The organism is Streptomyces sp. NPDC005302, from assembly GCF_040607345.1.
Classification (GTDB): Bacteria; Actinomycetota; Actinomycetes; order Streptomycetales; family Streptomycetaceae; genus Streptomyces.
This window is the reverse complement of the sequence record NZ_JBEXGN010000023.1, coordinates 37,403-53,614: the sequence shown is the minus strand read 5'-3', so window position 1 is coordinate 53,614 and position 16,212 is coordinate 37,403. Positions and strand designations below refer to the sequence as shown.

The 16,212-nt window shown below is 72.8% G+C and carries 5 protein-coding genes; 4 read left to right on the top strand and 1 reads right to left on the bottom strand.

Going from position 1 to position 16,212, the window contains the following annotated elements; genetic code table 11:
- The first annotated feature begins 7 nt into the window (after positions 1 to 7).
- Entirely contained in the window at positions 8 to 6,631 is a 6,624-nt protein-coding gene (locus ABZT74_RS28280) for a type I polyketide synthase (RefSeq protein ID WP_356439219.1), read from the top strand.
- A gap of 51 nt (positions 6,632 to 6,682) precedes the next feature.
- Here ABZT74_RS28280 and ABZT74_RS28275 read toward each other — a convergent pair whose 3' ends face one another.
- A complete protein-coding gene (locus tag ABZT74_RS28275; RefSeq protein ID WP_356439216.1) occupies positions 6,683 to 7,885 on the bottom strand; it encodes a transposase in 1,203 nt (400 codons plus the stop codon).
- A 173-nt stretch (positions 7,886 to 8,058) separates the two neighbouring features.
- Between ABZT74_RS28275 and ABZT74_RS28270 the strand changes: the two genes are divergently transcribed.
- The 3 genes from ABZT74_RS28270 (at position 8,059) to ccrA (ending at position 16,211) form a co-directional block, all read left to right on the top strand.
- Positions 8,059 to 11,304, top strand: coding sequence for a type I polyketide synthase (locus tag ABZT74_RS28270; protein ID WP_356439213.1), 3,246 nt, complete (start codon positions 8,059 to 8,061; stop codon positions 11,302 to 11,304).
- Between the two features lie 196 nt (positions 11,305 to 11,500).
- Entirely contained in the window at positions 11,501 to 14,767 is a 3,267-nt protein-coding gene (locus tag ABZT74_RS28265; RefSeq protein WP_356439210.1) for an AMP-binding protein, read from the top strand.
- 94 nt (positions 14,768 to 14,861) lie between these two features.
- Entirely contained in the window at positions 14,862 to 16,211 is a 1,350-nt protein-coding gene (ccrA, locus tag ABZT74_RS28260) for a crotonyl-CoA carboxylase/reductase (RefSeq protein WP_356439207.1), read from the top strand.
- Position 16,212: the final 1 nt, after the last annotated feature.

Genomic DNA, 16,212 nt, shown 5'->3' with positions numbered 1-16,212 from the left:
GAGAGCGATGACCAACGACAGCAACGCCGATGTCCTGGACTACCTCAAGCGGACATCGATCGAACTGATCGAGACCCGCAAGCGCCTGAAGGAGGTGACGGAGGCGGCCGCCGAACCCATCGCGGTCATCGGCGTCGCCTGCCGCTACCCGGGCGGGGCGACCTCCCCGGAGGCCCTGTGGGACCTGGTGCGCGAGGGCGCGGACGTCGTGTCCGCCTTCCCCGAGGACCGCAACTGGGACCTCCAGCACCTCGCCGACCCGGACCCGGACCGGCCCGGCACCTCCTCCACCCGCTCGGGCGGATTCCTCCACGACGCAGGCGACTTCGACGCCGACTTCTTCGAGATCAACCCGCGCGAGGCGCTCGCCGCCGACCCGCAGCACCGGCTCCTGCTGGAGACCTCCTGGGAGTCCCTGGAACGCGCCGGCATCGACCCGCACACCCTGCACGGCAGCAGCACCGGCGTGTTCGCCGGCCTCGCCTACTTCGGCTACGGCAACCACTTCTCCACCCCCGAGACCATCGCGGGCTACGCGCAGACCGGCTCCCTGCTGAGCGTGGCCTCGGGCCGGATCTCGTACGCGCTGGGCCTCCAGGGCCCGGCCCTCTCCACCGACACCGCCTGCTCCTCCTCGCTGGTGGCGGTGCACCAGGCGGTGCAGTCGCTGCGCAGCGACGAATGCGGCCTCGCGCTGGCCGGCGGCGTCACCGTCATGGCGATGCCGCAGGTGTTCCGGGAGATGTCACGCCAGCGCGGCCTGTCCCAGGACGGCCGGTGCAAGGCGTTCGCGGACGCCGCGGACGGCACCGGATTCGCCGAGGGCGTCGGCATGCTCGTCCTGGAGCGGCTCTCCGACGCCCGCCGCAACGGCCGCCGTATCTGGGCGGTGATCCGCGGCACGGCCGTCAACCAGGACGGCGCCTCCAACGGACTGACCGCACCCAGCGGCCCCGCCCAGCAGCGCGTCATCCGCGCCGCCCTGGCCAACGCCCGGCTGCGGGCGAACGACGTGGACGCGGTCGAGGCCCACGGCACCGGCACCACGCTCGGCGACCCCATCGAGGCACAGGCCCTGCTCGCCACCTACGGCCAGGACCGCAACCAGGACAGCCCGCTGTGGCTGGGCTCCCTGAAGTCCAACATCGGCCACACCCAGGCGGCCGCCGGGGTGGGCGGCATCATCAAGATGGTCATGGCGATGCGGCACGGGGTCCTGCCCCCCACCCTGCACGTCGACCGCCCCTCCACCCACGTCGACTGGACGGCCGGAGCCGTACAACTCCTCACCGAGTCACGTGAATGGCCCGGCACAGCGGAACGGCCGCGCCGGGCCGGGGTGTCCAGCTTCGGCGCGAGCGGCACCAACGCCCACCTCATCCTCGAACAGGCCCCCGAAGAACAGCCCGCACCCGCCGCGCAGCACACCCCCAGCGACAACGATGGGACGACCCCCGACGCGAACACCCAACAGCCCACGTTCACCGGCGACTTGGTGGCGTGGACGGTGTCGGCCCGCTCGGAACAGGCACTGCGCGCCCAGGCCGGCAGACTGCGCGACTTCGCCGCCGCCGGCCCGCCCCCCGACCTCGCCGACATCGGCTGGTCGCTGGCGGCGAGCCGCGCACGCTTCGAGCACCGCGCGGTCGTCCTGGGCCGCACCCGCGACGAACTCCTGCACGCCCTCACCTCGTTGAGCCAGGGCGAGGAATCCGCCGCCGTGCTGCGCGGCGTCGCCGGCGCAGCAGGCGGCACCGTCTTCATGTTCCCGGGCCAGGGTTCCCCCTGGGCGGGCGCGGCACGGCAGCTGTACGACGCCTTCCCCGCCTTCGCCCGCAGCCTCGACGACATCTGCGCACACTTCGACGCCCACCTCCCGATCGGCCTGCGGTCCGTCCTGCTCGCCGAGGAGCCCGCCGGCCGCGAGCGGACCGACGTCGCGCAGCCGGCCCTGTTCGCCCTGCAGGTCAGCCTCTACCGGCTCCTGACCGCCCATCTCCCCGCCCCGGACCGCCTGATCGGCCACTCGGTCGGCGAGATCGCCGCAGCGCACGTGTCCGGCGTCCTCACCCTGGACGACGCCACCCGGCTGGTCGCCGCCCGCGGACGGATCATGCAGACGGTGAGGGAACGCGGCGCCATGCTCGCCGTCCGCGCCGGCGAAGCACACATGAGCGCCCTGCTCACCCCCTACCGGCGGACCGGCATCGCGGCGGTCAACGGCCCGGAGTCGGTGGTGGTCTCGGGCCTGCGCGAGGAGGTCCACGCGCTGCGCGACCAGCTCGTCGCCGCCGGCACCTCGGCGAAACTCCTCCCCGTCGACCACGCCTTCCACTCCCCGCTCATGGACCCCGTCCTCGCCGAGTTCGGCCAGGCCATCGCCCAACTCACCGCCGGCGCACCGGCGATCCCCGTCGTCTCGACCCGGCTGGGCCGCGAGGCCACCGGCGAGGAACTGGCGTCCGTCGCCCACTGGGTGGACCACGTCCGCGCACCCGTCCGCTTCAACGACGCCGTCGAGTGCGCCCGCGCGGCGGGAGCGCGCGTCTTCGTCGAGGTGGGCCCGGGAGCCACCCTCACCGGCATGACCCAGGAGGCCTTCGCCCACCAGGGCGTCGACGACACGCTGGTGCTGTCCGCCGCCCGCCGCGACCGCGGCGGACCCCAGGCCCTCATCACCCTGCTCGCCCAGCTGCACGTGCACGGCAACCCGGTCGACCTCGGCGCCCTGTCCGGCCCCCGCCGCACCGTCGACCTGCCCACCTACGCCTTCCAGCACCGGCGCTACTGGCTGGACTTCCAGGCCGCCACCCACAGCACCGACCTCGCCTCCGCCGGCCTGACCAGCCCCCGGCACCCGCTGCTGGGCGCCGTGATGGACCACCCCGCCACCGGCGAGAGCGTCTTCAGCGACCTGTGGTCCCTGCGCACCCACCCCTGGCTGGCCGACCACAGCGTGTTCGGCGCGGCCGTCGTCCCCGCGACCGCCTACCTGGACCTGGCCCTGTCGGTGGGCGAACACCTCGGCTGCCCCGCCGTCGAGGAACTCTCCCTGGAAATACCCCTGGTCCTGCCCGACCCGGGCGAGATCCGGATACGGCTCGTCGCCGGCACCCCCGACGAGAAGGGCCGCCGCTCCCTGGACGTGTACGCGCGCCCCGACACCGCCGGCACCGGCCCGGCGGACGGCGGCTGGACCCGTCACGCGATGGGCACCCTGGCCCCGCCCACCACCCCCGCCACCCCGCATCCCGACAACGCGGGCCTGCCGGCCGTGTGGCCGCCGCCCGGCGCCACCGCACTGCCCATCGAGGGCCTCTACGACTCCCTCGCCGACGCGGGCTTCGACTACGGCCCGACCTTCCGCGGACTGCGCGAGGTATGGCGCCGCGGCACGGACCTCTTCGCGCTGGCCACCCTGCCCGTCTCCGGCGACACCTCGGCGGGCGACGGCTTCGCCCTGCACCCGGCCCTGTTCGACTCCGTCCTGCACGCGGTGATCGCCGGCGGCGTCATCGAAGTGAGCGGCGAGCAGGGCTGGATGCCCTTCTCCTGGTCCGGCGCCGAACTCACCGGCGTGTGCGGCCCCACCGTCACGGTCCGTCTCTCCCCGGCCGGCGACGGCGTCGTCGCGGTGACCGTCGCCGACGAGCACGGCCGCACCGCCGCCCGCATCCAGGCACTCACCTTCCGCCCGGCGAGCGCCGAACAGGTCCACGCCGCCCACGGCACCCGCCACCAGCCCCTCTACGAACTGCAATGGCACCCCGCCTCGCCCACCGCCCAGGAACCGGATAGGCCCGCCGCCCCGGCGACCGGAGGCCGCTGCGCCGTCATCGGCACCCCCGACGGCCTGGCCGGCCGCCTCACCACGGCCCTTGAGAACACCGTCCCGCAGGCCGGCCTGGACGAGATCCTCACCGGCCCCCCGCCCACGCACATCGTGCTGTGCCCGGACGACGCCATCACCCTCGCCGCCGACCCGCTCACCGCCGTCCGCGACACGGCCCGGCACACACTGGGCCAGATCCAGCGCTTCCTCGCCGAGGGCACCCTCACCGCCACCACCCTGGTCGTCTGCACCCGCCTGGCCCAGGACACCGGCCCCGGGGAGCGGGTCACCTCCCTGACCGGCGCGTCCGTATGGGGCCTGATCCGCTCCGCCCAGACCGAACACCCCGGCCGCTTTTGCCTGCTGGACATCGACGACGACCCGGCCTCCCTCGCCCGCGTCCCCGGCGCCCTGACGGCCGGCGAGGACCAGCTCGCCCTGCGCGCCGGCACCCTCCTCCTGCCGCGCCTGGCACCCGCAGCGCCCGCCGCCCACCGCCTCGAAGCCCCCGCCCCCGGACCCCACCGCCTGGGCATCCCCACCAAGGGAACCCTGGAGAACCTGACCTGGGTGCCCTGCCCCGAGGTGGAGGCACCCCTTGCCAGCGGCCAGGTCCGTATCGCCGTCCAGGCCGCCGGCCTCAACTTCCGCGACATCACCCTCGCCCTCGGCCTGGTCGACCGCACCGCCCTCGACGCCGGCCTGGGCAGCGAAGGCGCCGGCATCGTCCTGGACGTCGCCGACGACGTCACCCGCCTGGCACCCGGCGACCGCGTCACCGGCATCTTCCCCGGCGCCTTCGGCCGCGTCGCCGTCGCCGACCACCACCTGCTCACCCACATCCCCGACACCTGGAGCTACGCCGAAGCGGCCTCCGTCCCCTCCACCTTCCTGACCGCCTACTACGCCCTCTTCCACGTCAACCCCCTCCAGAAGGGGCAGCGGATCCTCATCCACGCCGCGGCCGGCGGCGTCGGCATGGCCGCCGTCCAGCTCGCCCGGCACGCCGGCGCCGAGATCTACGCCACCGCGAGCCCCGCCAAGTGGCCCACCCTGCGTGCCCTGGGACTGGACGACGACCACCTCGCCTCCTCCCGCGACCTCGACTTCGCACCGAAGTTCCTCACCACCTCCGGCGGCCACGGAGTGGACGTCGTCCTGAACTCCCTCGCCCACGCCTTCGTCGACGCCTCCCTGACCCTGCTCCCGCGCGGCGGACACTTCACCGAGATGGGCAAGACCGACATCCGCGACCCCCACCAGGTCGCCGCCCGCCACCCCGGAGTCCGCTACCAGGCCTTCGACCTCTACGAGGCCGGCCCCGACGCACTCCAGGACATGTTCCGCCGCGTCATGGACCTCTTCACCGACGGCCACCTCCACCTCAACCCCGTCTCCGTACGCGACATCCGCGACGCCCGCGCGGCGTTCCGCGAGATGAGCCAGGGCCGCCACACCGGCAAGCTCGTCCTCGACGTCGGCGGCACCCTCGGCGGCGGCACCGTCCTGGTCACCGGCGGCACCGGGGGAGTGGGCTCCCTGGTGGCCCGCCACCTCGTCACCGAACACGGCGTACGCAGCCTCGTCCTGGCAAGCCGCCGCGGCAACGCCGCCGACGGCACCGCCGACCTGGTCGCCGGCCTGCGGGCCGCGGGCGCCGACGTCCACGTCGCCGCCGTCGACATCACCGACCGCACCGCCCTGGCCGCCCTGCTCGCCGACCTGCCCGGCCGCCACCCGCTCACCGCCGTCGTCCACGCGGCCGGCGCCCTGGCCGATGCCACCGTCGAGTCCCTGACCCCCCGGCACCTGGACCACGTACTGGACGCCAAGGCCGGCGGCGCACTGAACCTGCACGAACTGACCCAGGGCCGCCCCCTGTCGGCGTTCATCCACTTCTCCGCCCTCGCCGGCACCCTGGGCACCGCAGGCCAGGCCAACTACGCCGCCGCCAACGCCTTCCTGGACGCCCTGGCCACACAGCGCCACGCCGCGGGCCTGCCCACCACCTCACTGAGCTGGGGCTGGTGGGAACAGAGCAGCGCCATGACCGAGGACCTCCACGGCGCCGACCTCTCCCGGCTGCGCCGCATGGGCATCGCCCCGATGCCCACCACCGAGGCACTGGCCCTGTTCGACGCCGCCTGCGCGAACGGCAAGGCGGTCCTCGTCCCGGCCCGCGTCGACCTCGCGGCCCTGCGCCGCAAGAGCCCTGACGAACTCCCGCTCCTGCTGCGGGAGTTGGCCGCGGGCGGCCGCCCCCGCCGCGAGGAGGCCGCACCCGCGGGCGAGAAGGGCCCCGCCGCTCTGACCGGCCGGCTGACCACCCTGCCCGAGGAGCAGGCCAAGGACGCCGCCACCGACTGGGTCCGCGACCAGGTCGCCATCGTCCTCGCCCACCCCTCCGGCGCCACCGTCGACGCCGACCAGGCCTTCACCCAGCTCGGCTTCGACTCCCTGACCGCCGTCGAACTGTGCAACCGGCTGGCCGCCACCACCGGCCTGCGCCTGCCCTCCACCCTCGTCTTCAGCTACCCCACCCCCCGCGAACTGGGCCACCACCTCGTCGGCCTGCTCCGCCCCGAACCCGACCCGCAGGCCGAGGCCGACGCGACGATCCGGCAGATCCTGCACACCCTGACCCCCGACCGCCTGCGCGAGGCAGGCATCCTGGACCAGGTCCTGGCCTGCGCCGACCCCCTCAGCGCCGACGGCCCGCCGCCGGCCGAGTCCGGCACGGACGAACTGTCGGACCTGGACCTGGAAGCACTGGTCGGCCTGGCCCTGGACGAGAGTTGACGTCCTCCCCCTCCTGGCGGAGAGGGATTCCTGGCTCACTTTGCCCGACACCTAGCAGGTGGCAGGACTTACAAGATCAGCACCAGCCGGGTTGAGACCAGCCCGGACGAGCATCACGTGGGCGGAGTTCTTATCCCTGGGGGACTGCACTCCGCACGCGGTGCACGTATACGTACGTTCGGAAAGGGGAAGTGCGTGCTTGGCTCTCGCTCCGCACTGCGCGCAATCCATGGTGGTGTGCGCGGGATTGACCAGGTGCACGACGCGCCCGTGTTTGCGCGCCATTTCGCACAGTGCGGTCTTGGTCGCGGCAATCGACGCGTCGGCGGCCTTGCGGGCCATCGTGGACTTCGCGAGGAACTTGGGGCGGAAGTCCTCCACCGCGAGGTGCTCGAAGTCACGGACGACGGCCTTGGCCCACTTGCGTCCGATGTCCTGACGTCGGCGGGCGATCTTCTTCGACAATTTCGCCGCTGCCCTCCGGGCTGTGCGGTAGCCGGCGGTTTCGGGACGGTTCTTCGGCGTGCGACGGCGGGCCATCATCTTCTGGTATCCGGCGAGTTTGGCCGCGGCGACTTTCCCGTGCTGGGCGTGGGGGAGGTCGTGTGCGTCGGAGGTAGTCGTCGCAGTCTCCTTGACACCCCAGTCGATACCGAGCGCACGGCCGGTGGGGGCGAGCTGTTCGAAAGCCGTCTCCACGACGAACGACGCGTACCAGTGGCCCAGGCTGTCCCGGTACACACGTACCGACGTGGGATTGGAGGGCAGGTCGCGGGACCACACAACGGTCAAGGCGATTCCGCCCGCAAGGCGCAGACGACCGTCCTTCAGCCGGAAACCACGCCGGGTGTAGTTCAAACTGGGCAGCGCCTCGCGCTTCGTCTTCACCTTGGGCATCCCGGCGCGCCGGCGCATCGGCAGCTGCGCCTTGATGTCTTTCAGAGCCTTCGCGCGGGACTTGCCGAAGTCCCGGATGGTCTGCTGCTGAGCCACCGAACTACCCTCACGCAGCCATCCCATGGCGGTGCGGGCATCGGTGAGCATCTTGTCGAGCTGCGCCGGACCGCACGACACTTTCTCGACCGCGATCCTGTTGAGTTCGTGGACCTTGCGAGACATCGCCACGCATTCGTTCCAAACCCAACGACAGCGCGCCCACTCGGCGTCAAGACCGGCCAGAGCGGTGGACGACACACGCAGACGATAGGTGTACCGGGCGTATCCGGCATCCCCCAGCTGCGTCGACGTCGTCATGCCCTCACGTTATCGGTTTCTCGAATCCGACGTATTCCACTGCGTGAAGCGCTGGTATCGCACTGCCGTGGCCGAAGCCGAATCACCCTGACGGCGATTCGACCGCACCAGTCCTACTGCCCAGCAGCTCGATTCCTCCCCGGCCTGAAGGCCGGGGCACTCGGAGGTACCCGATGACGACGGACACGACCAACTCTGCGCCTCGTTCGGCGGACGGCGCCGACCGCGTCCAGCGGGCGCTGCGCACCCTGCTGGAGGAACGCGACCGGCTCCGGCAGGAGAACGACGCCCTCAAGGCCGGCCGCGGCGAGCCCATCGCCGTGGTCGCCATGGCCTGCCGCTACCCCGGGAACGTCGCCGGCCCCGAAGATCTGTGGGAGGTGATCCGCGAGGGCCGTGACGTCGTCGGCGCGTTCCCCACCGACCGCGGCTGGCGCGACGTCTACGACCCCGACCCCGACACCGTCGGCACCTCCTACGTCCGCCACGGCGGCTTCCTCGACGACGTGGCCGGATTCGACGCGGACTTCTTCAACATCAGCCCCCGCGAAGCACTCGCCACCGACCCGCAGCAGCGCCTGCTGCTGGAGACGTCGTGGGAGGTCTTCGAACGGGCCGGCATCGTCCCCGCCACCGTGCGCGGCACCGACGTCGGCGTGTTCACCGGCGTCAGCTCCTCCGAGTACGGCTCACGCTTCCTGGAAGGGGACAAGAACGGCCTGGAAGGCTACGTCCTGCACGGCAGCACCCTCAGCGTCGCCTCCGGCCGCGTCGCCTACGAGATGGGCCTGACCGGACCGGCCCTCTCCGTCGACACGGCCTGCTCCTCCTCCCTGGTCGCCCTGCACCTGGCGGCACAGTCCCTGCGGGCGGGGGAGTGCTCCCTGGCGCTGGCGGGCGGCGCGCTGGTGATGTCGACGACCGAACTGTTCGTGGAGTTCTCCCGCCAGAAGGGCCTGGCCCCCGACGGCCGCTGCAAGTCCTTCGCGTCCGGCGCGGACGGCACCGGCTGGGCCGAGGGCGTGGGCGTGCTCCTGCTGGAGAAGCTCTCCGACGCCCGCCGCAACGGCCACCCCGTCCTCGCCGTCCTCGCCGGCTCCGCCGTCAACCAGGACGGCGCCAGCAACGGCCTGACCGCCCCCAACGGCCGCGCCCAGGAGAACGTGATCCGCAAGGCCCTGGCGAACGCCGGCGTCGCGGCATCCGACGTCGACCTGGTCGAGGCACACGGCACCGGAACCGTGCTGGGTGACCCCATCGAGGCGGGCGCCCTGCTGGCCACCTACGGCCAGGACCGCGAACCGGGCCGGCCACTGTGGCTGGGCTCGCTGAAGTCGAACATGGGCCACGCCCAGGCCGCCGCGGGCGTCGCCTCGGTCATCAAGGCCGTCCTGGCCATCCGCCACCGCCACCTGCCCCGCACCCTGAACGTGGACGCCCCCTCCCCGCACGTGGACTGGGCCGCGGGCGGCGTCGAACTGCTCACCCAGGGACGGCGATGGGACCGGACGCACGGGCCGCGGCGCGCCGGGGTGTCCTCGTTCGGCGTGAGCGGCACCAACGTGCACGTGATCCTGGAGGAAGCCCCCCAGGACCCGCAGAACGAACCGGCCCCGCAGAACGAACCGGCCCCGCAGAGCGAACCGGCCTCACGGCCCGGACAGATCCCGCAGGCGCCCCGGACCGCGCGGGCCGGGGGAGAGGGCGAGCCCGGACCGGCCGCGGGAGTCGTGGGCGGCCTGGTGCCCTGGGTGGTGTCCGCCAGGAGCGCGGCCGCCCTCCAGCAGCAGGCGGGCAGACTGCGCGACGCCACCGCCACCGCCACCGCCACCGCCACTGCCTCCGGCGACGGCGTGGACCTCGGCGCCGTCGGCTGGTCCCTGCTGTCGAGCCGTACACGCTTCGAGCACCGTGCGGTCGTCCTGGGCCGCACCCGCGAGGAACTCCTCGCCGGCCTCACCTCCCTGAGCCGGGGCCAGGACCACCCCGGCGTGGTGCGCGGGCGCGCGGGCAGCCCCGGCGGCACCGTCTTCGTCTTCCCCGGACAGGGATCGCAGTGGGTCGGCATGGGACGCGGGCTCTACGACGCCTTCCCCGCCTTCGCCCGCTCCCTGGACGCGTGCGCGGCGGCCCTGGCCGAGTGGACCGACTGGTCGCTCCTGGACGTGCTGCGCGCCGCCGACGGCGCGCCGGGACTGGACCGGGTGGACGTCCTGCAGCCGGCCCTGTTCTCCGTGATGGTGTCGCTGGCCGCCCTGTGGCGGTCCTGGGGCGTGGAGCCGGCCGCGGTGATCGGCCACAGCCAGGGCGAGATAGCCGCCGCCCACGTGTGCGGCGCCCTGACCCTGCGCGACGCCGCGAAGATCGTGGCACTGCGCAGCAAGGCACTGGTCGACCTCATCGGACACGGCGCGATGGCCTCGGTCGCCGCATCGGAGCAGACCGTCCAGGAACGGATCACACCCTGGAGCGGCCAGGTCAGCGTCGCCGTCGTCAACGGCCCCCGCTCCGTGGTGGTGTCCGGGGAACCGGACGCCCTGGACGAGTTCATCGAGAAGATGAAGGCCGAAGGAACCCAGGCCCGCAGGATCTCCGTCGACTACGCCTCCCACTCCCACCACGTGACCCGGGTCCGCGACCAGGTGAGGGACCCGCTCGCCGACCTGACCCCCACCTCGTCCACGCTGCCCTTCTGCTCCACCCTGTACGGCGAGGTCGTCGACACCGCACGGCTGAACGCCGACTACTGGTACGACAACCTCCGCGAAAAAGTCCAATTCTCCACATCCGTGGGCAAGTTGGCCGCCGACGGGTTCCGGGTGTTCGTCGAGATGAGCCCGCACCCCGTCCTGACCGTCCCGGTCCAGGAGACCCTCGAGGACCTCGACGACGCACTCGTCCTGTCCTCGACCCGCCGCAACCGCGACGAGGTCGCCTCCGTCGTCGCCTCCCTGGCCCAGCTCCACGTCCAGGGCGGCCCGGCGGACCTCGCCACCCTCTTCGAGGAACACCGCCGGGTGGACCTGCCCACCTACGCCTTCCAGCACCAGCGGTACTGGCTCGACTCCACCCGCACCACGGCCGCGGCCCAGAACACCGCCCCCGAACCGCCCGCCGGCGACGAGCCGCCCGAACCCCTGCCGCACCGGCTCGCCGCCCTCCCCGAGGACGAGGCGGCCACCGTCCTGCTCGACCACGTCCTGGAGAAAGTCGCCGTCGTCCTGGGACACGCCTCCGGCCAGTCGGTCGACCCCGACCAGGAGTTCAGGGAACTCGGCTTCGACTCCCTGCTCTCCGCCGAACTCAGCAAACGCCTGACCGCCTCCACCGGACTGAAACTGCGGGCGAACCTGGTGCTGCGCCACCCCTCGCCCCGCCGCGTCGCCGGCCACGTCCTGTCCCTGCTGAGCGCACCCTGACCGCGCCGAACCACCACTCCCGCCGGGCACCTGGGCGCCCGGCGGGAACGTCCCGCCGGCGGGACACCGCAAGCACCACCGCGGCCCCCTCCCACCGGACACCCAGGTGCATTGAACGGCTGCGTCACTTCCCCGACAGTGGGGGTGATCTGCGAAATCCTCCGATTCGGGCCTGTTTGCTGAGGGGTTGATCTGTATGCCTTCGTTCGGCGCGTCGTCTGCGCACCAAGGGCTGTGGCGGGCACAGGAAATGGCTTCCGACACGCCGAACCACGCGCTGACCATGTGGGACGTGGACGGCGACCTGGACACGGCGGTCATGGAGTCCGCGTTCCTGCACGTGATGGGCGAGGCGGAGGTGCTGCGCGTCACCTTCACCGAGCGGGACGGTCACGGCCTGCGCCTGGTGCCCCGCGAACTGGGCGACTGGCGGCCCTTCCTCCTCGACCTCGCCGCCGAGCCGGACCCCGAACAGGGGGCCCGCGACGCGCTCGCCGACCTGGTGCGCGAACCCTTCGACCTGGAACGGGACCTGCTGTTCCGCCTCGGCGTGGTGAAACTTGCCGCCGACCGCTCCCTCCTGGTCATCGCCTACCACCACCTCATATCGGACGGCTTCGGCGCGGGAGGCCTCCTCTCCCGCCGCCTCGCCGAGGCCTACACAGCCCTCGCTGAGGGCCGGAGCGTCCCGCCCCTGGAACACGCGTGGGACACCGCCTCCTTCACCGCCGAGTCCGACCGCTACCTCGCCTCCCCACAGTTCACCGAGGACACCGCGTTCTGGCGCGACTACCTCAAGGACGCGCCGCCGCCCGCCCGCCTCCCGCGCCCCGCCCTGTCCGACACCACGCGCGACGCGCTCGCCGAACCGCTCAGCAGCGCCGACCGCTGGTCACAGGTGGCCGGCGCCATCGGCATGGCCAGCCGCACCCTCACCGTCCCGCGCGCCGAAGCGGACACCTGGACCCGGACCGCGCAGTCCATGGGCGTGTGGATGTCCACGATGCTGACCGCCGCCGCCGCGGTGTTCGTCCGCCACCGCTGCGACCGGCCCGACTTCCTGCTCTCCCTGGCCGTCGGCAACCGCGTCGGCGTCGCCAGCCGCACCCCCGGCCTCGCGGTCAACGTCGTCCCGGTCCGCGCCAGGGTGCCGCTGGACGCGACCTTCACCGAGATCGCCGACACGCTCGTCGACGAGACGTACGAGATCTTCGACCACGCCGCCTGCCACTACTCCGACATCCAGCGCGCCGCCGGCACCACCCTGAGCGACCGCGGCAGCTTCGGCGCCGTCCTGAACGTCGTCGAGTTCGTCCAGCAGCTCCACTTCGGCGACAGCCCGGCCCGCTACTTCGGCGCGACGACCGGCACCTTCGACGAACTGTCCATCGGCGTCTACACCGACGGCAGCGCCGACAGCGACCTGTTCATCCGCCTGGACGCCCCCCAGAGCCTCTACACCCGCCCCGAACTGCGCTTCATCGGCGAGGAACTCATCGCCCACGTCCGCGCCCTGGTCGCCGCCGCGGACCAGCGCGTCGGATCCCTCGATGTGAGCGGCGTGAGCGGACAGCACCAGCCCCTCACCGCGGCACAGGACCAACTCCTCACCCCCGTACGGGAGCAGGACCGGGAAGCCCGTCCGCAGGCGGGGCAGGAGACGGTCACCGGCCTCTTCGCCCGGCAGGCCGCACGCACCCCCGACGCCGTCGCCCTCAGCGGCCCGGACACGACCCTCACCTACCGCGAACTGGACGCCCGCTCCACCCTGCTGGCCCGCACCCTGACCACCCGTACCGCGGGAGCCGAGACGGTCGTGGCGGTCGCCCTGCCCCGCTCCACGGACCTGGCCGTCGCCCTGCTGGCGGTGGCGAAGGCCGGCGCCGCCTGGCTGCCCCTCGACCCCGCCGCGGCGGCCGGGAGCCTCACCGCACAGGCGACGCGCTCCTTGGCCCGCGCCTTGCTCACCGACCCGGCGACCGCCGCCACGCTCCCCGCCGACACGGACATCCCCGTGATCGTCCTCGACGGCACAGCCCCGGACACCGACCCCGCCGACGGTGACGGTGTGGATGTTCAACTCCCGGCCCCGGCCCGCCCGGACAGCCTGTTCGCCGTCACGGACGGCTCCGGCCCGACCGGTACCGGCGCGCCCGTCGCTCTCACCCACCGCAACCTGAGCCACTTCGCGACCGACCCCGTCTGGCGCCGGACAGGCGAGCACACCCTGCTGTGGCACGGCCCGCACACCGTCGAGGCCCTCGCCCTCGAACTGTGGATGCCGCTGCTCAACGGCGGCCGCGTCGTCGTGACACCCCCCGGGGAGCCGGAGAGCGACACCCTGACCCGCGCCGGCGGCACCGACCACATCTCCACCCTGTGGCTGCCCGCCGCCCGCCTCACCGCCATCGCCGCCCAGCACCCCGAGCGCCTCGCCCCGCTGCGCGAGGTGATCACCGGCGGCGACCGCGTGCCCGCCGCCGCCCTGCGCCGCATCCGCGAGGCCTGCCCCCACCTGACCATCACCACCGGCCACGGAAGCGGCGAAAGCACCGTGTTCACCGCACGCCACCGCCTGACGCCGGACCAGCCCCTGCCCCCGGCGGGCACGATCGGCCACCCCCCGCACGACACCACCCTGCACGTCCTGGGCCCGGGCCTCGCACCGGTCCCTGCCGGCGTCACCGGAGAGCTGTACGTGGCCGGCCCCGGCGTGACCCGCGGCTACCCCGGCGACCCCGCCACCACCGCCACCCGCTTCGTTCCCTGCCCCTCCGGCCCGCCAGGCAGCCTCATGCACCGCACCGGAGAACGCGTACACCGCGACGAGGACGGCCGCGTCACCCACATCGGCGGCCCCGGCACACGGGCCGAACTGCGCGGCACCGGCATCGAACTCGCTGAGATCGAGGAGGCCCTGGCCGAGCACCCCGCCCTCGCCCAGTCGGCCGTCACGGTCCGCCCCGACACCACCGGCCGGCCCAGACTGCTCGCCTACGTGGTCCCGGCCCCCTCCCAGAGCCTCGCAGCCGACGAACTGCGCCGTTTCACCGCCGCCCGGCTGCCCGAACCCCTGGTGCCCGCCCTCTTCACTGTCCTCGACCAGCTGCCGCTCACCCCCGGCGGACGCATCGACCGCACCGCGCTGCCCGACCTCGCCCCCGACGACGACACCTACAAGGCCCCGCGCAACGACACCGAGAAGATCCTGGCCGCCGCGTTCGCCGACGTCCTCGAACTCGACCGGGTCGGCATCGACGAGGACTTCTTCGACCTCGGCGGCAACTCCCTGCGCGCCATCCGCCTGGTCGGCCTGATCCGCGCCGAACTGAACCAGGAAGTCTCCATCCGCCGCCTGTTCGCGGCCCGCACCGTCATGGGGCTGTCCGACATGTGGCAGGACCTCGCCCGCTCCAGCAGGCCGAGCCTGCGCAGGAGGACCAGCAACGGCGCCGTCCTGTGAGCACGCCCCCCGCCGCGCCGCGGACCCGGCGCGCCCACCCCTCCGCCGTGCGGCAGACCCGCCCCCGTGACCACAGCGGACCAGAAAGGCGATCATGGACGCGTTGACCCAGGCCCTGCTGGACGGGGCCGGACCGGACGAGCTGCAACGCCACGACCTGCCCGCCACCTACGAAGCCGCCCACCTCCTGGCCGCCGACACCCACATGTTCGACGGCGTCGAGGACAAGGACGTCCGCAAATCCCTGCACGTCGGCCACGTCCCGATGCCCGACATCGCCCCCGACGAGGTCGTCGTCGCCGTCATGGCCAGCTCCATCAACTACAACACCGTCTGGTCGGCGACCTTCGAACCCGTCCCCACCTTCGCCTTCCTCAAGCGCCACGCCCGCGAGGGCGCCCACGCCGCCCGCCACGACCTGCCCCACCACGTCGTCGGCTCCGACGCCGCCGGCATCGTCGTCAGAACCGGCGCCGGCGTACGGCACTGGAAGACCGGCGACCACGTCGTCGCCTCCTGCGTCCAGGTCGACGAACAAGAACCCGCCACCCACGCCGACGCCATGCTCGGCACCCGCCAGCGGATCTGGGGATACGAGACCAACTTCGGCGCCCTGGCCCACTACACGGTCGTCCGCGCCAGCCAACTCCTGCCCAAACCGGCCCACCTGACCTGGGAGGAGTCCGCGGGCGTCCTGCTCACCGCCGCAACCTCCTACCGGATGCTCGTCGGCGACAACGGCGCCCGCATCAAACAGGGCGACATCGTCCTCATCTGGGGCGCCACCGGCGGACTCGGCGCGTTCGCCGTACAGATGGTCAAGAACGCGGGCGGCATCGCCGTCGGCGTCGTCAGCTCCGAAGCAAAAGCCGCCGTGCTGCGCCGCCTGGGCTGCGACATCGTGATCAACCGCAACGACATCGGCATGGCAGGCGACGACGCCCTCACCCCCGAACGGACCATCGAACTGGGCAAACGCCTGGGCCGCGAGATCCGCCGCCGGACCGGCGAGGACCCGCACGTCGTCTTCGACCACGTCGGCCGCGCCACCTTCGGCATCTCGGTGTTCGTCGTCCGCAAGGGCGGCACCGTCGTCACCTGCGGATCCAGCACCGGATACGACCACCACTTCGACAACCGGTATCTGTGGATGAACCTCAAGCGCATCATCGGCAGCCACGCCGCCAACCTCCAGGAACAGGCCGAATGCAACCGCCTGTTCCGCCTGGGCCACCTCTCCCCAGTCCTGTCCACCGTGTACCCGCTCGCCGAGGTCGGCGAGGCCGCACGCCTGGTCCAGCGCAACCGCCACACCGGAAAGGTCGGCGTGCTCTGCCTGGCCCCCAAGGAAGGACTCGGCGTCACCGACCCCGCCCTGCGCGAGAGGATCGGCGCCGCCCGCCTCAACCCCCTGCGCACCCCCACACCCCCCGAGGGGACCTGAC